At 46.9% G+C, this 24985-nt stretch carries 24 protein-coding genes; 11 read left to right on the top strand and 13 right to left on the bottom strand.

Translation table 11 applies throughout. From position 1 onward, the window contains the following. Nucleotides 1-206: 206 nt before the first annotated feature. Nucleotides 207-1169, top strand: coding sequence for a 6-phosphofructokinase (gene pfkA / locus RH89_RS04790; protein ID WP_004399830.1), 963 nt, complete (start codon nt 207-209; stop codon nt 1167-1169). 78 nt (nt 1170-1247) lie between these two features. Here pfkA and RH89_RS04795 read toward each other — a convergent pair whose 3' ends face one another. Beyond that, nucleotides 1248-2597, bottom strand: a complete 1350-nt coding sequence (locus RH89_RS04795) for an MATE family efflux transporter (protein ID WP_004399831.1) — start codon at nt 2595-2597, stop codon at nt 1248-1250. 281 nt (nt 2598-2878) lie between these two features. Here RH89_RS04795 and RH89_RS04800 point away from each other — a divergent pair, with 281 nt between their 5' ends. The 3 genes from RH89_RS04800 to RH89_RS04810 all read left to right on the top strand — a co-directional run bounded on the left by RH89_RS04800 (nt 2879) and on the right by RH89_RS04810 (nt 6544). Continuing rightward, complete coding sequence (locus RH89_RS04800; RefSeq protein ID WP_004399832.1) at nt 2879-3169, top strand: co-chaperone GroES; 291 nt, start codon at nt 2879-2881, stop codon at nt 3167-3169. Nucleotides 3170-3227: 58 nt separating this feature from the next. Beyond that, nucleotides 3228-4874 carry a chaperonin GroEL gene (gene groL, locus RH89_RS04805; RefSeq protein WP_004399833.1) on the top strand — a complete coding sequence of 549 codons (1647 nt, stop codon included), beginning with the start codon at nt 3228-3230 and terminating at the stop codon, nt 4872-4874. Nucleotides 4875-5092: 218 nt separating this feature from the next. Beyond that, on the top strand, nt 5093-6544 hold the full coding sequence (locus RH89_RS04810; protein ID WP_004399834.1) for a PDC sensor domain-containing protein: 1452 nt from the start codon (nt 5093-5095) through the stop codon (nt 6542-6544). An 11-nt stretch (nt 6545-6555) separates the two neighbouring features. On the opposite strand, the gene RH89_RS04815 is transcribed toward RH89_RS04810, so the two are convergent. Then, a complete protein-coding gene (locus tag RH89_RS04815) occupies nt 6556-7038 on the bottom strand; it encodes an MgtC/SapB family protein (protein ID WP_004399835.1) in 483 nt (160 codons plus the stop codon). A gap of 217 nt (nt 7039-7255) precedes the next feature. Here RH89_RS04815 and RH89_RS04820 point away from each other — a divergent pair, with 217 nt between their 5' ends. Beyond that, a complete protein-coding gene (locus RH89_RS04820; protein ID WP_004399836.1) occupies nt 7256-7819 on the top strand; it encodes a VC2662 family protein in 564 nt (187 codons plus the stop codon). A gap of 39 nt (nt 7820-7858) precedes the next feature. Here the strand turns inward: RH89_RS04820 and epmB are convergent, their stop codons facing one another. Beyond that, complete coding sequence (epmB, locus tag RH89_RS04825) at nt 7859-8881, bottom strand: EF-P beta-lysylation protein EpmB (protein ID WP_004399837.1); 1023 nt, start codon at nt 8879-8881, stop codon at nt 7859-7861. Nucleotides 8882-8913: 32 nt separating this feature from the next. Here epmB and efp point away from each other — a divergent pair, with 32 nt between their 5' ends. From efp to RH89_RS04845, 4 genes are all read left to right on the top strand, one after another. Next, the gene (efp, locus tag RH89_RS04830; RefSeq protein WP_004399838.1) at nt 8914-9480 is read left to right on the top strand and encodes an elongation factor P; all 567 of its coding nucleotides are present in this window, start codon (nt 8914-8916) and stop codon (nt 9478-9480) included. A gap of 170 nt (nt 9481-9650) precedes the next feature. Beyond that, nucleotides 9651-10232 (top strand): carbohydrate-binding protein, encoded by a 582-nt coding sequence (locus tag RH89_RS04835; protein WP_004399839.1) that lies wholly within the window; start codon nt 9651-9653, stop codon nt 10230-10232. 233 nt (nt 10233-10465) lie between these two features. After that, nucleotides 10466-11857, top strand: a complete 1392-nt coding sequence (locus tag RH89_RS04840; RefSeq protein WP_004399840.1) for an SPFH domain-containing protein — start codon at nt 10466-10468, stop codon at nt 11855-11857. Nucleotides 11858-12034: 177 nt separating this feature from the next. Further along, nucleotides 12035-12715: a nitroreductase family protein gene (locus RH89_RS04845; RefSeq protein WP_004399841.1), complete on the top strand. Its 681-nt coding sequence runs from the start codon at nt 12035-12037 to the stop codon at nt 12713-12715. A 35-nt stretch (nt 12716-12750) separates the two neighbouring features. Here the strand turns inward: RH89_RS04845 and RH89_RS04850 are convergent, their stop codons facing one another. From RH89_RS04850 to frdA, 5 genes are all read right to left on the bottom strand, one after another. After that, on the bottom strand, nt 12751-13731 hold the full coding sequence (locus tag RH89_RS04850) for a hypothetical protein (protein ID WP_004399842.1): 981 nt from the start codon (nt 13729-13731) through the stop codon (nt 12751-12753). Between the two features lie 334 nt (nt 13732-14065). Beyond that, complete coding sequence (gene frdD / locus RH89_RS04855; RefSeq protein ID WP_004399843.1) at nt 14066-14443, bottom strand: fumarate reductase subunit FrdD; 378 nt, start codon at nt 14441-14443, stop codon at nt 14066-14068. Nucleotides 14444-14453: 10 nt separating this feature from the next. After that, nucleotides 14454-14837 carry a fumarate reductase subunit FrdC gene (gene frdC / locus RH89_RS04860; protein WP_004399844.1) on the bottom strand — a complete coding sequence of 128 codons (384 nt, stop codon included), beginning with the start codon at nt 14835-14837 and terminating at the stop codon, nt 14454-14456. Nucleotides 14838-14839: 2 nt separating this feature from the next. Then, the gene (locus tag RH89_RS04865) at nt 14840-15598 is read right to left on the bottom strand and encodes a succinate dehydrogenase/fumarate reductase iron-sulfur subunit (protein WP_004399845.1); all 759 of its coding nucleotides are present in this window, start codon (nt 15596-15598) and stop codon (nt 14840-14842) included. Then, nucleotides 15598-17403 carry a fumarate reductase (quinol) flavoprotein subunit gene (frdA, locus tag RH89_RS04870; RefSeq protein ID WP_004399846.1) on the bottom strand — a complete coding sequence of 602 codons (1806 nt, stop codon included), beginning with the start codon at nt 17401-17403 and terminating at the stop codon, nt 15598-15600. Before frdA ends, RH89_RS04865 begins: the two co-directional genes overlap by 1 nt. Nucleotides 17404-17765: 362 nt before the next feature. Here frdA and epmA point away from each other — a divergent pair, with 362 nt between their 5' ends. Then, the gene (gene epmA / locus RH89_RS04875) at nt 17766-18740 is read left to right on the top strand and encodes an elongation factor P--(R)-beta-lysine ligase (protein WP_004399847.1); all 975 of its coding nucleotides are present in this window, start codon (nt 17766-17768) and stop codon (nt 18738-18740) included. Between the two features lie 289 nt (nt 18741-19029). Here epmA and RH89_RS04880 read toward each other — a convergent pair whose 3' ends face one another. The 5 genes from RH89_RS04880 to rsgA form a co-directional block, all read right to left on the bottom strand. Continuing rightward, nucleotides 19030-19917 carry a DMT family transporter gene (locus RH89_RS04880; protein WP_004399848.1) on the bottom strand — a complete coding sequence of 296 codons (888 nt, stop codon included), beginning with the start codon at nt 19915-19917 and terminating at the stop codon, nt 19030-19032. Between the two features lie 67 nt (nt 19918-19984). Continuing rightward, complete coding sequence (locus tag RH89_RS04885) at nt 19985-20698, bottom strand: glycerophosphodiester phosphodiesterase (protein WP_004399849.1); 714 nt, start codon at nt 20696-20698, stop codon at nt 19985-19987. 20 nt (nt 20699-20718) lie between these two features. After that, nucleotides 20719-22134: an SLC13 family permease gene (locus RH89_RS04890; RefSeq protein WP_038145007.1), complete on the bottom strand. Its 1416-nt coding sequence runs from the start codon at nt 22132-22134 to the stop codon at nt 20719-20721. A gap of 173 nt (nt 22135-22307) precedes the next feature. Beyond that, on the bottom strand, nt 22308-23174 hold the full coding sequence (gene asd, locus RH89_RS04895; protein WP_004399851.1) for an archaetidylserine decarboxylase: 867 nt from the start codon (nt 23172-23174) through the stop codon (nt 22308-22310). A 127-nt stretch (nt 23175-23301) separates the two neighbouring features. After that, nucleotides 23302-24357: a small ribosomal subunit biogenesis GTPase RsgA gene (gene rsgA / locus RH89_RS04900; RefSeq protein ID WP_004399852.1), complete on the bottom strand. Its 1056-nt coding sequence runs from the start codon at nt 24355-24357 to the stop codon at nt 23302-23304. Between the two features lie 80 nt (nt 24358-24437). Between rsgA and orn the strand changes: the two genes are divergently transcribed. Beyond that, nucleotides 24438-24983: an oligoribonuclease gene (gene orn, locus RH89_RS04905; RefSeq protein ID WP_004399853.1), complete on the top strand. Its 546-nt coding sequence runs from the start codon at nt 24438-24440 to the stop codon at nt 24981-24983. Nucleotides 24984-24985: the final 2 nt, after the last annotated feature.

Below are 24985 nucleotides of genomic sequence, written 5' to 3' on the forward strand. Positions count from 1 at the left end.
ACCACACAAACCGCTATTGAACGTGATGTGAATCAACAAAGTTTAATAGCATAATTGTAATACTCTTTCATAAGTAGAAAAGTTTCATTATTTCGTTGTGTATTCCTTTGTGGAGCGGAAGTGTAACATAACGTGAATAAGATAAGATTTCGCCGATAATGGCATTTAGAATTAGAGATTAAATTCCCAGATATCAGAGGGTGAGCATGATTAAGAAGATCGGTGTTTTGACAAGTGGCGGCGACGCACCAGGCATGAACGCAGCAGTTCGCGGCGTGGTACGTACAGCACTGTCTGAAGGGCTAGAAGTATACGGTATTTATGACGGCTACTTGGGTCTATACGAAAACCGTATCGAGAAATTGGATCGCTGCAGCGTATCTGACGTGATCAACAAGGGTGGTACTTTCCTTGGCTCTGCACGTTTCCCAGAGTTTAAAGAAGTAGAAGTTCGCGAAAAAGCGATCGAAAACCTGAAAGAACACGGCATCGACGCTCTGGTTGTTGTTGGTGGTGACGGTTCTTACATGGGCGCGAAAAAGCTAACAGAAATGGGCTACCCATGTATCGGTCTGCCAGGCACGATCGATAACGACATCGCAGGCACAGACTACACTATCGGTTACCTGACTGCTCTGAATACGGTTATTGATGCCATCGACCGTCTGCGTGATACCTCTTCTTCTCACCAGCGTATTTCTATCGTAGAAATCATGGGTCGTCACTGTGGTGACCTGACTCTGATGTCTGCTATTGCTGGTGGCTGTGAGTACATCATCACACCTGAAACAGGTTTGGATCGTGCTCAGCTTATCGAAAACATTCAAGACGGCATCAAGAAAGGTAAGAAGCACGCAATCATTGCTCTGACTGAGCTTATGATGGATGCGAATGAACTGGCTAAAGAGATCGAATCCGCAACCGGTCGTGAAACCCGTGCGACTGTACTGGGTCACATCCAGCGTGGTGGTCGTCCAACCGCATTTGACCGTGTACTGGCATCTCGTATGGGCAATTACGCTGTTCACTTGCTAATGGAAGGTCATGGTGGTCGTTGTGTTGGTATTCAGAAAGAACAACTGGTACACCACGATATCATCGACTGCATCGAGAACATGAAGCGCCCGGTTCGCCAGGACCTGTTCAAAGTGGCACAAGAGCTGTTCTAAGAAGCCTTGTCAAAAATGAAAAAAAACCGCAGCCAGTGCTGCGGTTTTTTATTGCCTCTATAAAATCTTGTAACTGGGTTACGTAACGGCAACGGAATTTAAAGTCTCATTTCGAATTTTAATGGCGTAGAAATACCCTAAAATCCCGCCAGCAAAATTACCTATGGCGAGCCCAATGAATAACCCTTCCACACCATAAATCAGGCTGCCTGCCCACGCGCAGGGTAAAGTGAAAATAAACAGGCGCATGGCACTCCAGGTAAATGCCTGCATAGGTCTGTGTAACGCGTTCAAACCACTTACCAGCACCATTAAAATGCCCTGAAACCCATAGCTCAGTGGCACTACTAGCAAATAGTGCCAGAGTAGTTCCCGTACGGATTGTTCTTGTGAGAAAAGTGCTGAAATAGGCACACTAAGTGGCACCATCATGACAAAAATCAGCAACTGGAAAAGAATCAAAAATCGCATACACAGGAACAGAGCCTGAAAGCTGCGGGTTGGGTTCTTGGCTCCGATGTTCTGCGCCATAAACGGAGTCAACGCCGAGTTCAGTGCCATCATCACCAATATCAGAATTGACTCCACTCTCTGAGCTGCCCCATACGCCGCGACAGCCGCTGTACCATGGGAAGCGAGAATCACCATCAACAGTGCCCCGGCAAGAGGAGACATGGCGTTTGACAGCATGGCAGGCGTACTGATCTTGAGTAAATCGCGCCAGTCCTGGAGCAACGAAGAGATGTGAGGAAGGGCCAGCAATTTCACTCGTCTTACCAGAACATACAGAGAACCTGATAACGCGCCTAACCAGCTTAGTGCGCTGGCTATAGCCGCTCCCTGAATACCTAACTCTGGGAAAGGACCATAACCAAAGATCAGAAATGGGTCGAGAATGCCGTTGATGACGCCTGCCGTCATCATGATTTTGGCTGGCGTTTTGGTGTCTCCAGTGGCGCGAATAGCACTGTTACCAGCCATTGGAATAACCAGTAATGGAATCGTGAGATACCACACCTGCATGTATTCTTTGATCAGAGGGATAAGATCTGGCGTCGCACCGAGTAGTGTAAACAAAGGCTCTATGGTGAAAAAACCGGCTATGCATGCAAGGCTGACCAGCATAATCGCCAGAATCAGCCCATGAGATGAAAACCTCGCGGCATGCTGATTATTACCCTGACCCAAAAGTCGCCCGATGTTGGTAGACAAACCTATCCCTATTCCCATCGTGATGCTACTCACAGCAAACGTGACGGGGAAAGTAAAACTGATGGCGGCAAGAGCCTGAGTGCCAAGAAGAGAAATAAAGAAGGTATCCACCAAGTTAAACATCAGAATCGATACCAGCCCAAAGGTCATAGGTATGGTCATCTTTCTCAGAACTTCTGGGATGGGACCCGTCAGTAATCCGTGTTTATCCTGCATAGGGGGTTACAACTTAACTGGCAACAAAAAAACGTAGGATACAGAAGAAAAACCAGACCCGCTACAGACGTTATAAAAGAGTACGCGGGGGCGTTGTAAACGTACATTTCCTTCGCAAAACATGAAATTTCTCTAAAAGGTGATTGTTTTTTCAACATACGTCACAAAAAAACGGTTTTGCCCCCTTGGGTTATCGGATTGTACGCCCTATATAAGATCCACAAGCCGTTTTACGGCATTTCTTACATCAAATGGAAACATCTAATCAGGAGAGACGACCGATGAATATTCGTCCTTTACATGACCGAGTTATCGTTGAACGCCAAGAAGTTGAATCTAAATCTGCAGGCGGCATCGTTCTAACTGGTTCTGCTGCGGAAAAATCTACTCGTGGTACGATTCTGGCTGTTGGCAAGGGCCGCATCCTAGAAAACGGTACTGTTCAACCGCTGGACGTAAAAGTTGGTGATACAGTAATTTTTGCTGAGGGCTACGGCACTAAATCTGAAAAGATTGATGGCAAAGAAGTTCTGATCATGTCTGAAAATGACATCATGGCAATCGTTGAGTAATTTTTACTCTGATTCTAAAACGACAGATTAAAATCGAATTGAGAAAGGGAAATTAAAGATGGCTGCTAAAGACGTTAAATTTGGTAACGACGCACGAGTCAAAATGCTAGAAGGTGTCAACGTTCTGGCTGACGCAGTAAAAGTAACGTTAGGTCCTAAAGGTCGTAACGTCGTACTGGACAAATCTTTCGGTGCACCAACGATCACTAAAGATGGTGTATCAGTAGCGCGTGAAATTGAGCTGGAAGACAAATTCCAGAACATGGGCGCACAAATGGTTAAAGAAGTCGCATCTCAAGCAAACGATGCTGCGGGTGACGGTACAACAACCGCAACAGTACTGGCTCAGTCTATCGTAAACGAAGGTCTGAAAGCGGTTGCTGCGGGCATGAACCCAATGGATCTTAAGCGCGGTATCGACAAAGCAGTTTTAGCAGCAGTTGAAGAACTGAAAGCGCTTTCTGTACCGTGTGCAGACTCAAAAGCGATCGCTCAGGTAGGTACTATTTCTGCGAACTCTGACCAAACGGTTGGTGACATCATTGCAGAAGCGATGGAAAAAGTTGGTCGCGACGGTGTTATCACTGTTGAAGAAGGCCAGGCTCTGCAAGACGAACTAGACGTTGTTGAAGGTATGCAGTTTGACCGTGGTTACCTGTCTCCTTACTTCATCAACAACCAGGAAGCGGGTGCGGTTGACCTAGAAAACCCATTCATCCTTCTGATTGACAAAAAAGTATCGAACATCCGTGAACTGCTTCCAACTCTTGAAGCGGTAGCCAAAGCTTCTCGTCCTCTTCTTATCATCGCTGAAGACGTAGAAGGCGAAGCGCTGGCAACTCTTGTTGTGAACAACATGCGCGGTATCGTGAAAGTAGCTGCGGTTAAAGCACCTGGCTTTGGTGATCGTCGTAAAGCAATGCTTCAAGACATCGCTATCCTAACTGGCGGCACGGTGATTTCTGAAGAAATCGGTCTGGAGCTAGAGAAAGTAACGCTAGAAGATCTAGGTCAGGCTAAGCGTGTCACTATCACGAAAGAAAACTCAACCATCATCGATGGTGCGGGTGAAGAAGCAGCGATCCAAGGTCGTGTTGCTCAAATCCGTCAGCAAATCGAAGAAGCGACTTCAGACTACGACAAAGAAAAACTACAAGAGCGCGTTGCTAAGCTAGCAGGCGGTGTTGCAGTAATCAAAGTTGGTGCAGCGACTGAAGTTGAGATGAAAGAGAAGAAAGACCGTGTTGAAGATGCATTGCACGCGACTCGCGCAGCGGTTGAAGAAGGCGTTGTAGCAGGCGGTGGTGTTGCACTTATCCGCGCAGCTTCTAAGTTGACTGAACTTGAAGGCGACAACGAAGAACAAAACGTTGGTATCCGCGTTGCACTACGTGCAATGGAAGCGCCAATCCGCCAGATCACAAGCAACGCAGGTGACGAAGAATCTGTTGTAGCAAACAACGTGAAAGCAGGCGAAGGCAGCTACGGCTACAACGCAGCATCTGGTGAGTACGGCGATATGCTAGAGATGGGTATCCTAGACCCAACAAAAGTAACGCGTTCTGCACTTCAGTTTGCAGCGTCTGTTGCGGGTCTGATGATCACTACTGAAGCTATGGTTACTGACCTGCCTCAGAAAGATGCTCCTGCTATGCCTGATATGGGTGGCATGGGCGGAATGGGTGGCATGGGCGGCATGATGTAAGCCTCCTCCATTCTGGAAACTAAGAGCCTCGCAATTGCGAGGCTTTTTTATGTTTATCAGACAGATGAGACTATTCATTTGTTTTATTGATTTTATATATTTCAGATAAACCCTCTATCATTTAATAACTCTTCGCTAATCTAGGCTAAAAAATCGCTGTATGTCGCATATTGTTCTGGTATGTTAGGGACATAAAAATAAACAGCTAGGTTAACTCGGTGAGCCATAATCACTCATTTCCCATTAAGCGCTCTTTGCTAGGCGTGACGGCTTTGTTTGGCTTGTTTCTGCTTCTCTTAGTGGTGGATGCTCTTAACGAAGCATCTGAAGAGTTTGCAGCAGAGAAAAAGCACGTTTCAGCGACGTTGAAGGAGTTGTCTAATACGCTACGGGCAGTGGAATATGAAATGACATCCCTGTCTCAGTTCAATTTGCCTCAGTACCCCGCCTCTCTGAAGTCTTCGATAAAAGACACCACCTGTTCATTGGGAGGAGAACCGGAAGCGGGCATCCATTCTGATTTCATCATTGCAGGCATTGTTGATATGTGTGATGAGCGAACCTCGCTGTATCAAGATGCGCATTTCTGGTTGCCCAGCGCTCACGTGATGTCTTATCTGGTTAACACGCACGGTGCGATTTCTTCGTTCTATTTCATTTCTAAAGATCAGTTCATCATTTCATCGCCTTCTGAGCTGGCACGAAACATCACCAGCAATACATTTGATGAAGTACTGAAATACCGGCCATTCTGGCGCAATACCATGAAATATGGATTGGCGAATAACAGTCGTAATATCGCTTTTACGGGTGAGTATCGTGACCTGTTTACCGGGAAGTCAGTGGTGACTCTGAGCGCAGCCGTTTATAAAAATGGTGGGCTGGCTGGGGTTCTGGCAATGGATGTTTTTGCGGATCAGATTAAGCGAGATTTGGATAGAGAATACGAAATAAGCCCGTATGCTGGGGAAAATCGTAGCAGCCTTTTATCCTACAAAAAGTCTGGTTCCATCAACGATTCCTCTCAAAATACACGCCTGCACTTAAACATTGATCAAACCTGGCAACAGCACATCTACCACCTGTGGAGGTGCAAGCATTACTGGCTGGTGACTTGGTTTGTCTCTTACCTCTTTGTGGTTACGCTGCTAGTCAGTAAAAACTGGTCTTTGATTCAGGATTACGAAGATAAGCGAATTCATATTGATGACGATTCTGGCTTACTGAACATCAAAGGCTTAGAAGCCAGATTGAGCGAGCTAAGGGAGCTGCCCTACCTAATTGTGGCAGCCTACACTGTAAAAGATACGCAATACCTGTCTGAAGAATCCGTTATCCAGGTCAAAACGCATGTGCAAGGCATCGTCAGCGAGAGGCTGCGTTCATTCGATATTATGGCGGCGTCTGGTGATGGTGAGTGGATTTTGCTTATGCCTTGTGAATCAATGGAGCAGGGGAACCACTTACTCAGCCAATTAGAAATGGAAGTGGCATTAACGCCTTACCGCTTACCGGAAGGTATCACTCAGGATTGTGAGTTGGACGGGCACTTCGATATTCTTCCCGTCCATAAGTTTGATGGTTATCTGCATTTGTGGCGCAGTGTGAAAACACGCTTTATTGCTCAGTGTGCTGAAACCAAAGAGATCATTCAGGTTGTCAGCCATTAGAACTGGCTTGCCTATCCTCGTTTATTGCGTCTGCCAATGGACTGGTGGACACCCCGCCTTAAACCCATAAAGCTGCTTTCCAGCTTATCGACCCCAAGTAGCACAGAAAGAGTCAGCAAGGTCACCATGATTGCCTGCTGTCCAAAGCCTAACCCTGTCATTAAACCTAGCGCCGCCAATACCCAAATGATCGCCGCCGAGGTTACGCCGTGTATCTTGCCGTCCAGTGTCATCATCACGCCAGCACCAAGAAATCCTACTCCAGTTATGATCTGACCAAGCACTCGAGCCTGATCCAAACTGTTTGGAGAAAGGTGCACTGCCAGCGACATGAAAAAATAGGTTCCGGAAATGATCAGGATGGATGTTCGTATTCCAACGGGCTTTCCACGAGTTTGGCGTTCAATCCCAATCAGCGAACCACAGATTGCGCAGCAAAGAAGCCCCCACCAGGAAAAAGGTCCCAAGTCTAACCATTTTGATAATTCTGTCATGTAATACGCTCCTCAATAAGGTGCGAATATTAGGTTAAAAAAGGAAGAAGTCACCGTTTCCGTTGATGAAATGTTTTTATGGATTCGACAATAAATATTTGCCAGTCAAATGATAGAAAATCTTAATCGAATCAAGGGAAATCCATGTGTTGCTCAACCAATATAACTCGCTTATATTTCGCGCTCCTGTTCCTTTGAGTCTTTGGAGACTTAACAAATGAAAAAACTGATGTCTGTTGCTGCTGTTACCGCAGCGCTTGTATCGCCGATGACAATGGCTCAAGATTCTGTCGCGATGTTTTCTACTCTGGACGGTTATAATGCACCGTCGAACGATGCCGTAGGCGGTGTCCGTCTTTCGGTTCTGCATGGAAAAGTGAGCGCGGTAAAAGGGGTAGATGTATCCGTATTGGGGATGTCGGAAACCGACACCACGACAGGCTTAAACCTAGGTATGTTCTTTGGCGCATCTAAAGTAAACAAAGAGATGAAAGGTTTGTCTTTAGGTCTGTTTAACTGGAACACTGGCAGTACAAAAGGGGCGAACTTCGGTGTCGTGAACCTGACTAATGATGTAAAAGGCGTTAACGTTAGTGCTGTGAACTACTCGGAAGGCTTTACTATGGCAGATGTAGGTCTGGTGAGTTTGTCTGAAAAATCCAACATTCAACTTGGTGTATTCAACAAAACCAAGCAGATCGAAGGTGTGCAGATTGGTTTGATCAACTGTGCGGATAACGGGTTCCTGCCTTGCTTCCCGTTGGTGAACTTCGCTATCTAAGTTGAACGCTTTTCAAAGCTCCTGCGCCTGACAGGGGCTTTATTCCAAATGCAGATCCAGCGGTGTTTTGCTTTTACGCCCGCCAATTTCTCTGGTGAGCTTTGGCACCAGATACCCAGACACTTCCTCTATCAACTTAGACATCAATACTTTCGCTTCCTGATCCGAAACGAAGAAATGCGCCGCGCCCTGCACTTTATCTAACACGTGGATGTAGTAGGGAAGCACGCCCGCATTGAACAGAGTTTCGCTCAGTTTGATCAGGGCTTCAGCATTATCGTTGACCCCTTTAAGCAGAACGCTTTGGTTGAGGAGTATCACCCCAGCCTGTTTCAGTTTGGCAAGGTATGCTGCAAGTTCACCATCGATTTCATTTGCGTGGTTAATGTGCGTCACCATTACTACATTTAAACGGCTTCCACGCAGCAGATAACAAAGCTCATCGGTAATACGAGACGGAATCACCACAGGTAACCGGGAGTGGATACGTAGTGTTTTCACGTGTGGGATAGCTTCAATTCGCGAGACAAGCCATTCCAGTTCGCTGTCTTTCGCCATTAAGGGGTCGCCTCCAGATAAGATCACTTCATTGATTTCATCTCGCTCGGCAATGTAAGCCAAGTTTTGTTCCCAAACCGATTTGGATCCTTTGTTGTCCTGATAAGGAAAATGACGGCGGAAACAGTATCGGCAGTTGATCGCACAGCCACCCTTTACGATCATCAATACACGGGATTTGTACTTGTGCAGCAGTCCCGGTTGATCGTTGTCTTGTTCTTCTAAAGGATCCGCGGAATAGCCTTTATGGATTTCAAACTCTTCCATCAAAGGCAATACCTGCCTGAGCAGAGGATCGTTCGGATTGCCTTTTTCCATGCGATTAACGAAGCTCTGTGGCACTCGCATGGCAAAGAGTTCACGTGCAGCCAGTCCTTTTTCCCACGGAGTTGGGTCAATTTCAACGGCTTGAAGCAACTTGCGAGGATCGGAGATCGCATTCGCCAATTGTTTGAGCCAGTTTTGCTCAACAGAAACAGCTTTTCGGGTTATGATGTGCGGCATTAAATTGAACTCGAAGATGGTAAGAGGAAAAAATGGCTACTGTTAGCACGAATGAATTTAAAGGCGGTCTTAAAATTATGCTTGATAATGAGCCGTGTGTCATTCTCGAAAACGAGTATGTTAAGCCGGGTAAAGGTCAGGCATTCAACCGCGTAAAAATCCGTAAGCTGCTTTCTGGTAAAGTTTTAGAAAAGACTTTCAAGTCAGGCGACACTGTTGAAGTAGCAGATGTAATGGACATCGATCTGGACTACCTTTACAACGACGGTGAGTTCTACCACTTCATGAACAGCGAGTCATTCGAGCAGATCGCAGCGGATCTGAAAGCCGTTGGCGACAACGCTAAGTGGTTAGTAGAAAACGACACTTGCATGATCACGCTTTGGAACGGTAACCCAATCGCGGTAACGCCACCAAACTTCGTAGAGCTTGAAGTAACCGAAACCGATCCAGGTCTGAAAGGCGATACTCAAGGTACGGGTGGTAAGCCAGCAACACTGGTCACTGGTGCTGTAGTTCGTGTTCCTCTGTTCATTGCTATTGGTGAAGTGATCAAAGTTGACACTCGTAGCGGCGAATACGTAGGTCGAGTGAAGTAATCAACTTCCGATACAAACTGTTACAAAGCCGCTCCAGTGTGAGCGGCTTTTTCATATATTTATCATTTTATTTATAAAATAAACTTAAGTTTATATGCATATAAGATGAGCACCATTAGAATTCGTGGCGATTAGTTGGAACTAATGTCACAAATAATAAGGGGCTCTCGATGAAATTCTCAACCACCGCACGATCAGTGCTAATGATCGCCACTCTAGGCTTATCGACACAAGCTGCTGCTTTCCAGTCTTTCGACACCACTACAGGTAAACCTGACGCTCAGGAATGTCGTTACCTGACAGACGCAGGAAAGAACGCATTTGATGCAAACACCGGTAAGCTTTGGGCTTGCAGTACTCAAGGTTGGGTATTTTTTGAATCTCAAAGTGCTCATAAATGTTTGAATGCATCGAAAGCAGAGCAAGCTAAGTACCCAGCATGGAAGAAAGGGCGTACTTACGTTGGCGGTAACAAAGTACTGTTCAATAACAAAGTATACCGAGCAAAATGGTGGACCAGAACAGGTACTCCTGCTACGTCAGAAGCATGGACATTGGATGTGAAAGACGTTCACCCTAAGACCTGGAATCAGAACCATCAATACAACAGTGGTGAGAATGTCTTGTTCATGGGGCATGTATACGAAGCGAACCATTGGAGTAAAGGCAAATTACCACCTGCAAATGTTTCTCAAAATAACCGAAGCAAAGAGTGGCGATACGTTGGTCCATTTGAATGTGCAAATAACTAACAGAAACTCCAATACCTCTTAAGAAAAATGCGCCCTTGTGGCGCATTTTTACTTTCCTGATTCCATCTCTATATTTACTTCTAAATATTCGCAAAAACCATAAAATAACGCAGATTTATTCGGTTTTTATATTGGTAAATTATCTGTTACATTTTGTTTCGTTGTTAACAAGTCTGTTCACTACTTTGTTTTGCTCGATTTAACTGTCTTGATAACAACAAACGGAGATAAACATGCTAGGAGAAAGCCTGAAAGCTGAAGAAAAGCGTAGCGCTATGCGTAAGGGAATCAAAGGTGCACTAATCGGCGTTCCCCTGCTGGCATTTGGCTTAACAATCAATAGCTCGGTGTTAATGACCGATGCTGGTTACACATACGTTCACCAGAATAACATCACAGGTGAACTGGATGTGTTCACTCAACCGGGTATCCATTTTCGGATGCCATTTCTCTCAAAAATTACCAAATACGATCAGGTGATCACTGTGTCGTTTGGTAACAACACAGGAGAGGACTTCTACCAAAGGTTGGACCCAGTTCAGGTGCGATTTGCCGATACCTATATTGGTGAAATACCAGTGACCTTCCGATTCAAGCTCAGCACCGATCCGGAAGCGGCAATCAAAATGCATCGAGAGTTTCGCAATAACAGCAATCTGATAGATGCATTGCTGGTGAAAAATGCCCGAAACGTAACCGTGATTACGGCGACCCAATATACAGGGGAAGAGTTCTTTCAGGGGGGATTAAACCAGTTCAAATCGAAACTGGGTGATCAGCTTAGAGATGGTATCTACCTGACTGAGCGAAAACAGGTCGAAGTTGAGCAGCTTGACTTGGCGCCTGTCGGAATGGAGCAATCGGATGCCAATAAATTGCAACGTACCCAGCAACTGGTCTGGAAAACCGTTCCGGTAAGGGATGCTAATGGTCAGCCAATCAGGCAAGACAATCCGTTGCAGCAATATGGTATTCAGGTAACACAGGTAACCATTGGTGATCCTCAACCGGAAACCCAACTAGACCAATTATTGGCAGACAAAAAGCGTCTGGTCGCAGACAGAATTCGAGCGATTCAGGAACAAGAGACCTCTAAAGCTCAGGCTGAAACGGAACAGCTGAGAAAAGAGATCCAGCGTACACGTGAAGTTCAGGACGCTCAGCGTCAGAAAGAACTGGCGATCATCTCTCAGCAGAAAGAGGTCGAGATTGCACGTCAGATTGCCGAACGTGAGATCGTAGAAGTTGAGAAGAAAAAACGTCTGGCAGAAGTGGAAAAAGAGAAAGAACTGGCAATTGCGGAAGCCAACCTAGCGATTCAAAAAGCCAATTCACTATCTGCGGAGTTTGAAGCTAAGGCGATACTAGAGAAGGGTAATGCGGAAGCTCAAATTCTGAAAGCGAAGTACGCCGCATTAGGTGCCAACAGAGAAGTGTACCTTGCGGAGCTGAATCGTGATGTGGCCAATGTACTGTACAACAACCTTCAAAACTTCCAGGTTGAAATGCCTCAGAACTACATTGGTGGCAGCAATGAAAGTGGCTTAACCAGCAATCTGGATGTGATTACAGCATTTGGTGCGTTAGGGATGATGGATAAGGCTCAACAAGTGACCACTAAATAGGCTTTTATCTGACAGGTCAGTGCTTTGGCATTGACCTATTTTTTCTGTAATCGCCGAATCGTACTGTTAATAAAACTAGACGATGCTCTCAGTCTGTCTTCTCTAAAAAGTTCTTCCCGAATACTGTCTCGTTTTCTCGCTATAGTAGTCAGACAATAATGAAAGCAAGGAAGCGTTATGTCTGAAGACACTCAACTCCCACTCACAGATTTTATCGAGTATCCGGTCTCTGAAATGGTCGACCGGGCTGAGCAGAATTACGAGCTGGTCAAGCGTCGACATTCCATCCGTCAGTTCTCTGATCGCCCCGTCCCCAAATCCATTATCGAGAATTGTATTCTGGCAGCAGGAAGTGCCCCAAGCGGCGCTAATCATCAGCCGTGGCATTTTGTAGCAATCAACAGTCAGGAAACGAAAGCCAAAATTCGCCTTGCGGCAGAGGAATTGGAGCACTCTTTCTATGAAGGCAGAGCAGGGCAAGAGTGGTTAGATGCCCTTAAACCTTTGGGCACCAACGCCAACAAACCATACTTAGAAAAAGCGCCGTGGCTGATTGCCGTCTTTTCGCAAAAGCGCGGAGGCATGGACAACGATGACAGTCAGACTAATTATTACGTCCACGAATCCGTTGGCATTGCGACGGGCTTTTTACTTCAGGCTCTGCACAACGCGGGATTGGGAACGTTGACCCACACGCCAAAGCCAATGAGTTTCCTGAGTTCAATTTGCGGCAGAGATAACAGCAATGACAGACCTTACATGTTGATTGTTGTGGGTTACCCTGAGGACGGCGCAACCATTCCAAAACACGCCACACACAAAAAAGCGTTGTCTGAAATATCGACGTTTATTGAATAAAAAAATAGGCCTTCCAGTTCAGGAAGGCCTATTTGTTATTTGTTGATAAAGAAATATTTATTCAGATATTGATTCAGCGGTCTGAATGCTGGGTTTGCCCAAGTAACGTACATTTTGGATCCGTCATCAGGATAAAATCCGGAAGCAATGTTTCCTTGGTTAATGAATGTGGTCCCTAGGTTACCAACCAGTTCACCACCGCCTTCATTGTTGTCAGGGTCTAACTTGTATTCATACATCAATCCAAGCAAAGCGCCTGGGTTTAGATTTACCTGAGTTTTGCCGTGAATATGGTCCACAACGCCTCCAATATGAGGCGTACCATCCTTGATACATGGTGTTGGTGTGCCTAGAGCACGGTCCGCTTTAAGCTGACCATTGCCATAATTACACTCGTTGAAGAATAGTGCTTCAAAACTTTGTTGATCCGCAGTGCGTTTGTAGGTAGTCAACTTGGTTTTGAAGTTTTGATAGGCGTCATTCAGTTCACTACCGATCAGTGTGTTGCTGTTGCCATCCACGTAATAGTCGAATACCTGCATGAGCTTTTGATAAGTGGTCAGAGATAAAGTCTCGTCTTTTCCTTTGTTGGTGAATACCAGCTCTAAGCCGTGAACCTGCGATGTTGCCTGACTCAAAGCCAAGGCAAACTTATCTTCCTGGCTTTGACCCGTTGGTTCTGCTGCCATAATACCAATCACAACGGTTTTATTGTTGAAGCGCTCGTGGACATCTTTGTGCGACCATTTCACAAAGTTCTCAACTTGATTAATCACACGTTGATGCTGTTCAGTGGTGATGGATGGCGCAATAGCCAGAACGTAAATGCCCTTCTGGAAAGAGCAATTTGGAATGTCGTCTACTTTGGAACAGTGGTCAATACTGGAATAAACGTTCACACCCGATGGGGTATTGGTTTGCGAAGGCGTCAGATTACTCTCGGAGGCATCTTCTATTTTGCACCCTTGTAACAACAAGGACATAACCACAGGAAGAAATAGAATTTTTTTAAACATACATTCACTAAAGATTGCGAAGTGTCAGCCACTCCAGGTTTCAATTGGTGCAGATCGCCATGGAAATCTGCGCAATAGGTAAAACTCTGGTCAAGCCAGGATGCGTTATGCTCTTCCGTGAAATATTCAATTCAGCTCATTATGTGCAGAGGCGAGCTGAATTTTGATTTGTTTAAATACTGTGGGTATTGCATTTTTAGCTGCAAGCAAATAAGCGGAGGGGATTATATAGACAGGTTTTAAGAAAAGGTAGTGCGATTCTTAAACAATTTGTAAGGCTTTTTTAATGTCTTAATTTATGAAAGGGAGCGAATTACTCCCTTTCATATTTGGCTTAAATCATGAACACAAAAATCACAGCCAGAGCAGAGATTAGCCCTGCAAAAGCGTAACAGGCGATTTTTCCCGCTATACCAGTATGAATTTTCAGATCGTGCATTCCATGATGAACTCGGTGCATGGCATGCCACATTGGTAGTGCAAGGGTGCCTATGACAAACAAACCGCCAATCAGGCTGGTGGCGAAACCAGACACTCTTTCATAGCTCAGCGCTTCGGCATCAATAATACCAAGAGGGGCTAGGATGCCCAGCACGAGAATGGTTACCGGGGAGATCATTGCAAACCATGTCCCGCCTGCTCCAAACAGCCCCCACCAAATGGGTTCATCAGAGCGCTTTGGTGTTTTATCGATTTGATATTGAGTATTCATTATTCGCTCCTTAAACCACAATCAAAACAATGAGGGAAATAAAAGCGACAGCCGCCCACTGACTCATCACAATCAGTTTCTTCTCGACAGGCTTACCTTTCCAGCGAATGGGCATAACTTGCGGCATCATGCTGAAAAACGTCTGAGCATGAAGCAGGCTGCCAGCCAGAGCGACAAGATTAATGCCGATGACAACTGGGTTTGCCATAAAACCTAGCCAGCTTTGCCAGGCGTCGGGACCTTTGACTAAAGCCCCCAGCCCAAATGTCAGAAAGACCGTGAACAAAACCAAAGGCAGAATGGTGGCTTCCCGCATCATGTAAAAACGGTAGAAAGGGTGATTCTTCCACCAGGTTCGCTTTACTTCGCGTACATAAGGTTTGCGGTTACTCATGGTTACGCCTCCTCTTTCACTGGTGAATCACTGGGTTTTAGCATGGCAATCACAAAGTCCATGGAAGAGGCGACTTTGCCCTGATTGACTGCGGCTGCCGGGTCGACGTTTTTAGGGCAAACATCCGAGCAGTAACCTACAAAGGTACAGCCCCATGCGCCATTCTGCCCGTTGATCAACCCCATGCGTTCAGCCTTGCCATTGTCACGGCTGTCTAAGTTGTAGCGATGCGCTAGGGTCAGAGCCGCTGGTCCCATAAATTCGGGGTTTAAGCCAAATTGTGGGCAGGCTGCGTAGCAAAGCCCGCAGTTGATGCATCCCGCGAACTGTTTGTACTTCGCCATTTGTTCTGGGGTTTGTAGGTTGGTGCCGTCTTCCGGCTTGCGATCGTTTCCTATGATGTAAGGCTTGATGGCTTCCAGACGTTCAATGAACGGCGTCATATCCACAATCAGATCTTTTTCAATAGGGAAATTCGCCAGTGGTTCGATGGTCACGCCATCAGGGTATTCGCGAAGAAAGCTCTTACATGCCAGTTTAGGTACTCCGTTGACCATGATGCCGCAGGAACCACAGATCGCCATACGGCAGGACCAGCGATAGGAGAGATCTTTATCCAGATGATCCTTGATGTATCCAAGGGTGTCTAACACCGACATGGTTTCATCGAATGGCACGTCGAAGGTTTGAAGATGCGGTTCCGCGTCTTTTTCAGGGTCATAACGCAAGATGTCGACTTTTTGAATGCGATTGGCTGACATTATGCTTTCTCCTCTTCCGCTTTAGCGGCTTCTTCGGCTGCCGCTTTTTCTGCCGCTTCACCATATAAGCGAGCTTTAGGCTGCGATTTGGTGATGGTGACATCGCTGTACTGAATGCTTGGTGAGGCATCCGTCTGGTAGTAAGCCAGCGAATGTTTCAGGAACTGTTCGTCGTCGCGCTCGGTGCAGCCATCATCCAGTCGCTGGTGGGCACCGCGAGATTCTTTACGAAGGATCGCGGAATGCACCATGGCTTCTGCTACTTCCAAACCGTAACCGACTTCAATGGCATACAGCAGATCGGTATTGAAGACTTTTCCTTTATCTTTGATGCTGACGCGTTTGTAGCGCTCTTTGAGTTCGGTGATTTTCTCGATAGTGGCTTGCATCAGATCTTCCTGGCGATAGATGCCACAGCCCGCTTCCATGGTATGACCCATTTCGGTTCGGATGTCTGCCCAGTTTTCATCGCCCTCCTGACTCATCAGTGCCTGAATCCGTTCTTCAACCAACTGGTTTTGCGTTGCGATGGCATCGTCATTCCAGCCTTTAAATTCAGATACTCGTTTGACGGCGTTTTCGCCAGCAACACGACCAAAGACCACAAACTCCGCTAATGAGTTGGAGCCAAGGCGATTCGCACCATGAAGCCCAACGGATGCGCATTCCCCCACAGCAAACAGACCTTTGATTCGGGTTTCACAAGCTTTGTCGGTTTCGATGCCACCCATGGTGTAGTGCACGGTTGGACGGATTGGGATGGGTTCTTTCGCTGGGTCGACATTCACATACGCTTTGGCCAGCTCGCAGATGAATGGCAGGCGCTCTTGCAGGTAGTCTTCGCCCAAATGGCGTAAATCCAGATGAACAACATCGCCGAGCGGATGTTTGATGGTGTTGCCTTTTTGCTGCTCATGCCAGAACGCCTGGGAAACTTTGTCGCGTGGACCAAGCTCCATGTATTTGTTCTTAGGTTGTCCGACTGGGGTTTCCGGTCCCATGCCGTAATCTTGCAGGTAACGATAGCCGTTTTTGTTGACGATGATGCCACCTTCGCCCCGGCAGCCTTCCGTCATCAGGATCCCGGTGCCCGGTAGACCAGTCGGGTGGTATTGCACAAATTCCATATCGCGAAGTGGTACACCGTGGCGATACGCCATTGCCATACCATCGCCTGTTACGATCCCGCCGTTGGTATTACAGTGATAAACGCGACCAGCGCCACCAGTCGCCAGTACGACAGATTTGGCTTTAATGGTGACCAGTTCGCCTTCCGACATATGAATGGCGACTAAGCCCTGAACTTCCCCCTCATCAACAATCAAATCAACAACGAAATACTCATCGAACCGATTGATGTTTGAATACTTTATAGACGTCTGGAACAGAGTATGAAGCATGTGAAAGCCCGTTTTATCCGCGGCGAACCACGTACGTTCTACCTTCATTCCGCCAAAACGGCGCACGTTCACTTCACCGTTTTCTTTTCGGCTCCACGGACAGCCCCATTGCTCCATCTGAATCATTTCACGTGTGGCGTTTTCAACGAAATACTCCACCACATCTTGTTCACACAGCCAGTCTCCTCCACCGACGGTGTCATTGAAATGATTGTCTAAGCTGTCTTCATCTTTGATGACCGCGGCAGATCCCCCTTCCGCCGCAACCGTATGGGAACGCATGGGATAGACTTTGGAAATCAGAGCGATGTCCAGTTCTGGGTTTGCTTCTGCAGCAGCAATGGCAGTCCGAAGACCAGCGCCGCCAGCGCCGATGACTGCGATATCTGTGGTTATAGTCTGCACAGTTACCTCCGGTAAGAAACGACAAATGCAAAAACGACAGCGCACACCTTTGCGAGCCGTCCATGCGAAAATCTGTTGATCCATAGCCAGAGTGGTCTGGCGAGTAAGACCAACAATCCAATAAAAAACCTTGATTCCTATGGGTATATTAAGAGAGGGGATTGCGGGGAAAATTGATGTATTCGGGCTTTTGCTTCGGTAATGCAAACAAGGGCATAGAATTTCCATAATGTGTGATTACAGTCACTGAATGTGCGTTTCTATTCACCTTTGCTTATTAAGAACTACTCTGGGGAAGAAGCTGACACAGCGGGTTCAGAGAAGGTAAAATGCGCGTCAGATGAAATGATAAGAGAGTCTCCATGTCTTTGAATCAGTGGCAACCCACTGCCCAACTTTCCCAGCTAAAACAACGTGCAGAATTGATTGCTCGAATCCGGTCATTCTTTTATGAAAGAGGTGTATTGGAGGTAGACACTCCAGCGATGAGCCACGCGACGGTAACGGATATTCACCTGCATACATTCAAGACCCAGTTTGTCGGACCGGGTTATGCTGACGGCAGTGCACTCTTCTTAATGACCAGCCCCGAGTTTCACATGAAACGCTTGTTAGCCGCGGGAAGCGGGTCGATTTACCAGATTTGTAAGTCATTTCGGAATGAAGAAAACGGGCGTTTTCATAACCCGGAATTCACCATGCTGGAGTGGTATCGCGTTGATTTCGACCATCACGACTTAATGGATGAGATGGATGCCTTACTGCAACTCACTCTGGGCTGTGCGTCAGCGGAGCGGATGACTTATCAAAATGCGTTTATTGATACTCTGGGAGTGTGTCCGCTAGAGGGCAAGATGTCTGAACTTAAGCAAGCTGCGGCGAAACTGGGCTTAAGTGATATCGCCGAGCCTGAAGAAGACAGAGACACTTTGCTTCAGTTGTTGTTTAGCATGGGTGTGGAAACCAAAATTGGTCAGGAAGTGCCAGCGTTTGTTTACGACTTTCCCGCTTCTCAGGCGGCATTGGCGAAAATCAACGCAACGGATCCGCGGGTTGCTGATCGGTTTGAGGTCTATTTTAAAGGCATTGAACTGGCTAACGGTTTCCATGAGCTGGATAACCCGAAAGAGCAGTTGGCACGGTTTGAGCGGGATAACGCACAGCGCGAAACCATGGGATTAGAGCCGCAGCCGATTGATCACCATTTAATTGAAGCGTTGAAGTCTGGCTTGCCTCAGTGTGCTGGTGTGGCATTGGGTATTGATCGCTTAGTCATGCTGGCACTGGGTGCTTCACACATTGACGAGGTCACCGCTTTTCCGTTTCCTCGGGCGTGAATATTCAAACACACAAAAACAAAAACCACCGTTAGGTGGTTTTTGTTTATCACAATGTTTTCTAAGCACAGGTAAATGAATTAAATAGTACTTACGTTGAAACAAGTATCTAACTCACCTGTTGTGGCAATGACTATCAAAGTAGGAAGCTTTGAGTGCCCCATTGCCAGGGCTTAGGAGGATTCAAGGTCTGGGATTGAGGTCGTGTTCTCGCAAGCAGACGAAATCACTATATCGCCTCTTTTTTATGAATGCAAATGGTTCTCAATATCGTTATTAAGTTCGGGACTCATGACACAAGAATTCCGGTTCCTACTACCGCCAATATCGCGCCTATCCATGCATAAGGGTTAGGGCGCTGTCGGGTATAAATCCAAAGCAGAGGCAGCACCATGATAGGGGTAGTCGATGACAGCAGAGCCACCATACCAACGTTTCCATCTCTTAATGCGTAAAGGATCAAAGTCATCCCAACCGCCATGGCAAGGAAGCCGTTCACGGCACAGATCCACAGAATGCGTAAGTTGATGGGCTTAATCGGGCGAGAAAGTTTCGCCCCAGTCATTCGGAACGCGCAATGAGCAAGAAAAGCAGCAATCATGCGAATAGCAGACGCGGCAACAGGGTCGATATCACCTTGCATCACGGGTTTGGCAATAATTCCACCCAGCGCCTGACAAAGTGCCGCGAGCAAACCTAATCCGATACCGATAGCAATGCTGCCTTGTACCGCTTCCCACTCGTGCTGACCTTGTTTCTTCTTGCCAAAGAAAATAGCAGTCATAACACCAGAAAAAACCAGTACTGAACCAATAAGCTCGATACCAGATAAGGTTTCACTGAAGATCCAGTAACCCAGAATGGCAGAAAATACCGCGTGACAGGAAAACAGCAATCCTGCCTGGCGTGGACCCATGCGATTCATACAGGCGAACAGAGCGGTATCGCCGATGAAGATGCCAACCAATCCCGACAACGCCATAGGCAGAATATGGTCGCTGGTAATGGTGCTCCATCCACCAGTAAAAAGCGCCATTACAATCAGAATGGCGGAAGTGCAGCCCATACGCCAGCGGCTATAGGAGAATGACCCCAGGTGTCTTGCTGGGGTAACTGAGATAATGCTGGAAATTGCCCATAGAAATGCGGCAGCCAGTGCCAGCCATTCGTAAGTCATCGCGCTTAAAAAAATCAGGTGGTTACAAGGTTTTCACTATGCCTGATTTCCTTAGCAACAACTACACTTATTTCCAACGGAAATGAGAAGGTTGAGGGTAATGTTCAATGGCTTCGGACGGGCAGTCGCAGAAGACGCCATCCACTCCAATTTCAGACAGCCATTGCCAGTCTTCGAGTTGGTTTACGGTGTACACATAAACCGCTAACCCGCGCAACTTGGCGTCTTGCACAAAATCCTGATCGATGACGTCGAGGTCAATATTGACGGAATCGGCTTTGAGCCGTTGGGCAAATTTTGCTTTGTCTGTGCCTTTAGACCCAGTCAGTGCGCCAATCAAGGTTTGGGGACGAGAGCGTTTGATTTGTGCTAGCCAGTCATGGTTGAAAGAAGAGACGATCAGTTGCTCTTCCTGAAATCCGTAATCAGATAACGCTAAATCCAAGTGAGAATAAAGCTGCTCTAAATTATCGATGCCTTTTACTTCGATATTCAGTGCGCACTGACCCTGTATAAGATCCATGACTTGCTTGAGAGTCGGAATCACTTCTCCGTTACCAGCGTCCAGTTTTTGCAGGCTGCTTTTATCAAACCATTTCAGTAGTCCAATGCCATTGGTGGTTCGGTTCAACCATTTATCGTGGATCACCCAAAGTTCGCCGTCCTGTTCATGGATATCCAGTTCGATTGCGGGGGCACCACTGTCTAGTGCCGCCTGAAAAGCGGCTAAAGTGTTTTCCGGGTGTGTTGCGCGCACACCGCGATGTGCAATGATGATCATTATTGAGCTCCGTGAAAAGATCAGTTCAATAGCCACATCGCTACGTACACGATGCCTAAGCCAATTATACCCATGATAAGACCTGTTTTCGCCATGTCCCGGCTCTCGACCAGCCCTGTGGAATAAGCGAGAGAATTCGGTGGTGTTGAAACGGGAAGAATCATGCCCAGAGAGGCAGAAAACGCGACCACCACAAGCAAAGCCTGCAAGCCGCCGATTTCAGCTAATGCCGGCATGGATGCCCCGATGGCGGCAGCGATTGGCATCAGCAAGTTAGCCGTTGCGGTATTCGACATGAAATTTGCCATCAACCAACAAACTATAGACAGAGTTAGCACCACTGCGGTTGGAGAAAGCGCATCGTAATCAATGGCGTGTGCTAAGGCGCTGGCAAGCCCGGTTTTGTCCAGTGCGATACCAATCGCTATCCCTCCGGCAACCAGCCAGAGTACGTCCCAATTGATCTGTTTCAGCTCTGCCTTTCCCATGATGCCCGTTAAGGTGAATACCGCGAGAGGAATAACTGAAACGACATAGGTGTTCATGCCGTGCAGCTTTGTTGTCATCCATAGGAGAATGGTGATGGCGAAAGTGATGTAAACTACGATGGCGCGCCAGCCACGTTTAAACGTGCCACCCAGTTTCAATGTCATGCTTTCTTGGGAAGCGGGGAACAGTTTTTGTAGAAGAAACCATGCAATGGTGAGCTGGATGAGAACAAACGGGAGTCCCATCGTCATCCAAGAAAGGAAATCGATACTGTTGTCGCCAGTCAGATACTGCAAAGCAATGGCGTTAGGCGGCGTTCCAATCGGAGTTGCTATGCCTCCTGTATTGGCAGCGATAGGGATGCAAAGTACAAGTGCCTTGACGCCGGTATCTCCCTTTGGAGCTGATGCCACAATAGGACCAAGCAATGCCAGCATCATTACTGTTGTCGCCGTATTGGACATAAACATAGAGAAAACAGCGGTTATCAGCATCAGACCCAGCATGATAAATCTGGGTTGGTGCCCAAACGGTTTGAGCAACACTCGGGCCAGATTGTTATCCAAATCGTATTTGGACGCTGCAATGGCTAAAGCGAATCCGCCCATAAATAGAATGATGATAGGGGAGGAGAAAGCGCCCAATATATCGGTGTAAGTCAGTAGCTCTCCCAATTCATGCCCAGGTGGTGGATTTCGGAAAAGGTGTAGCCCTTTGTCTGACAACATCACCAGTTCGAGTGCGATGATCAGTATTGAAGTTGCGAATACAGGGACAGGTTCCAGTACCCATAAGAGTGCAGCGAGCAAAAAGATGGCGAGTAAACGATGCTGAATTAAAGTGAGATCTTCGATGGGGATGGCATCGGCGGGAATCAGTAATACAAGAATAGGAAGAGCGAAGCTTATCGCCAGCTTTATAATCACCGAAGTGTTTTTAGGAACCATGCTTTTCTCGCCAACTTTCTCACTGGGAACTAGCATAAGACAAGACGAATTCGCGTACTAAGATCGTGTCGGTAGTTTGAGAAGCCGTGGGAGACTATCGAATAGAAGTTTGTTTTTATCAAAAACAAAAAGGCAGCTCATTGAGCTGCCTTTCCAATTTCGGGGAAAGCGATTTAAGCTTCTGCTTTGTGGGCGTAAGGCGTACCCATAACTGTTGGCGCGTTGAGCTGCATGCTCTCATCAAACTGGATGCTGTCTTTTGCAAACAGGTTGATTACGGTCGAACCAAGTTTAAATCGACCCATCTCTTCGCCTTTTTTCAGCACAACGGATTTATCACCTTCAGCAGGGTAATCCCATGTGTAAACGGTGTTTCCACGAGGAGGAGTGACGGTTCCTGCCCAAATGAGTTCAATGCTACCAACAATAGTGGCACCAACCAGAACCTGAGCCACAGGACCAAACTCGGTATCAAAAATACACACTACACGTTCGTTACGAGCGAACAGATTAGGCACATTCTCTGCGGTCAGTGGGTTTACGGAGAACAGGTCGCCCGGCACATAAATCATTTTACGTAGTGTGCCATCACATGGCATATGAACACGGTGGTAGTCACGCGGCGACAAGTACAGCGTCGCGAACTCGCCATCTTTGAATTCTTCCGCCAGCGCTTCACTGCCGCCAAGCAGCTCCTGAGCTGAATAGTTGTGACCTTTTGCCTGAATCAGCTGACCATCCGTGATGGGGCCAAACTGACTAACACAAGCGTCGGCAGGGTGAGAAATAACATGCTCACCTTCTGCTATTGGGCGTGCGCCTTCTTTCAGCTCACGTACGAAAAATTCGTTAAATGTTTTGAAGTAAGCAGGGTCGGAGTACAATGCTTCGTCCATGTTGACTTTGTACTGCTTGATAAACCAACGAATCACAGCCGTGGTCAAACTGCCCGCTTTTGCGCTTGCCAGTTTACCAACAAGACGCGTCAATCCATGTTGTGGAATCCAGTACTGGAGACTCACTTTAATTTTATCTAACACAATTGATTCCAAATTGTTCAACAAGTCGGCGCGAGATGTTACTGAATCTCACTACCGTTGTCAGCTTCTTTACAAGTCCCTCTAACGTTTTGCCACAATTTTGCGGCAATGGTCGTTGGGATGAAGGTTAAAGGTCCGCTTTCTTATTCCGAGAGTACTGACGGTTCGCTTTGTTTTCTTGCATGCTTTCGATAATGCGATGGTAATTTTCAAAACGAACTTCGCTGATATCACCGCGCTCTACCGCTTCTCGGATGATGCACCCCGGGTCGTCGGTATGCTTGCAGTCACGGAACTTACAGCCACCAAGGAAAGGTCGGAACTCCACAAATGCTTCAGTGACTTCATCCGGCTCCAGGTGCCACAAACCAAATTCACGCACTCCAGGAGAGTCGATTAAGTCGCCCCCTTTCGGGAAGTGGTACAACCTGGCAGCCGTTGTCGTGTGTTGTCCAAGCCCAGAGTTTTCAGACACCGCACCTTCTTCGGCTTCGACTTCCGGCATCAGAGCATTGACTAAACTGGATTTGCCGACACCGGATTGTCCCACAAAGATATTAATCCGATCTTTAAGTAAGGCTTGCAGCTCTTCAACACCTTCGCCAGATTCCTTACTGACCAGCATCACCTGATAGCCTATTTTTTCATATTCAGTGAGCCAGGTACGATACGTTTCGCGTTGCTCGTTATCGAGAAGGTCGATTTTGTTTAGCACAATGAGTGGTGCAATGCTCAGGGTTTCCGAGGCAACCAAATAACGGTCTATGATATTAAGAGAGAGCTCAGGCAATACCGATGAAACGATGACCATTTGGTCGACGTTGGCAGCGACAGGTTTTAAGCCATCGTAATAATCCGGGCGGGTCAAAACAGATGTGCGTGGTTCCACAGCTTCAACAACGCCAGAGATACCCGCCATGGCTTCGTGACCAGAGCGCCAGATAACTTTGTCACCAGAGACTAAGCTTTCTATACCACGTCGTAAATTGCAGCGATGGATCTCGCCAGTATCATTGTCTTCAATATCGGCGTGTTGACCGAACCGAGTGATGACTAGCCCTGCTTTGGTTGCACCAAGCATGGACTCTTCCCATTGAACAGTGTCTTCTTGGGTTAATCGCTTTTTTTGGTTGTGACGAACGCGTCGTACTTGACCTTTTGTGAGCTTTTTCTTTTTTGCCACGGATTATCAACTTCTTTGGTTGGAATTCCAAAATAGGTGGGTATGATACCTCTTTTATCAACAAAATAGGCAATTCATCTATGTCGTTCAGCGATCAGAACTTAATTTGGATCGATCTAGAGATGACAGGGTTAGACCCTGAAACCCATAAGATCATTGAAATCGCTACTATTGTTACCGATAGTGAGCTCAATATTCTCGCTGAAGGACCCGTTCTGGCCATTCACCAACCAGAAGAAGAGTTAGCCAAAATGGATGAGTGGTGCACCACAACTCATACAGGCAGTGGCTTAGTTGCTCGTGTAAAAGAGAGCACGGTGACAGAGCAACAGGCGATTGATCAAACCATCGAGTTCCTGAAACAGTGGGTGCCGGAAGGTAAATCTCCGATCTGTGGTAACAGTGTTGGGCAGGACAGACGCTTCTTATACGAGTTCATGCCTGAGCTGGAGGCATATTTCCACTACCGTTATATTGATGTCAGTACCATCAAAGAACTGACACGTCGTTGGCAGCCAGAAGTGCTTAGTCAGTTCTCTAAAACAGGTAGCCACCTTGCACTCGATGACATTCGTGAGTCCATTGCTGAGCTGAAGTTTTATCGTCAGCACGTATTTAGTATTTAAGG

The organism is Vibrio nigripulchritudo ATCC 27043 (assembly GCF_000222685.1).
GTDB lineage: Bacteria > Pseudomonadota > Gammaproteobacteria > Enterobacterales > Vibrionaceae > Vibrio > Vibrio nigripulchritudo.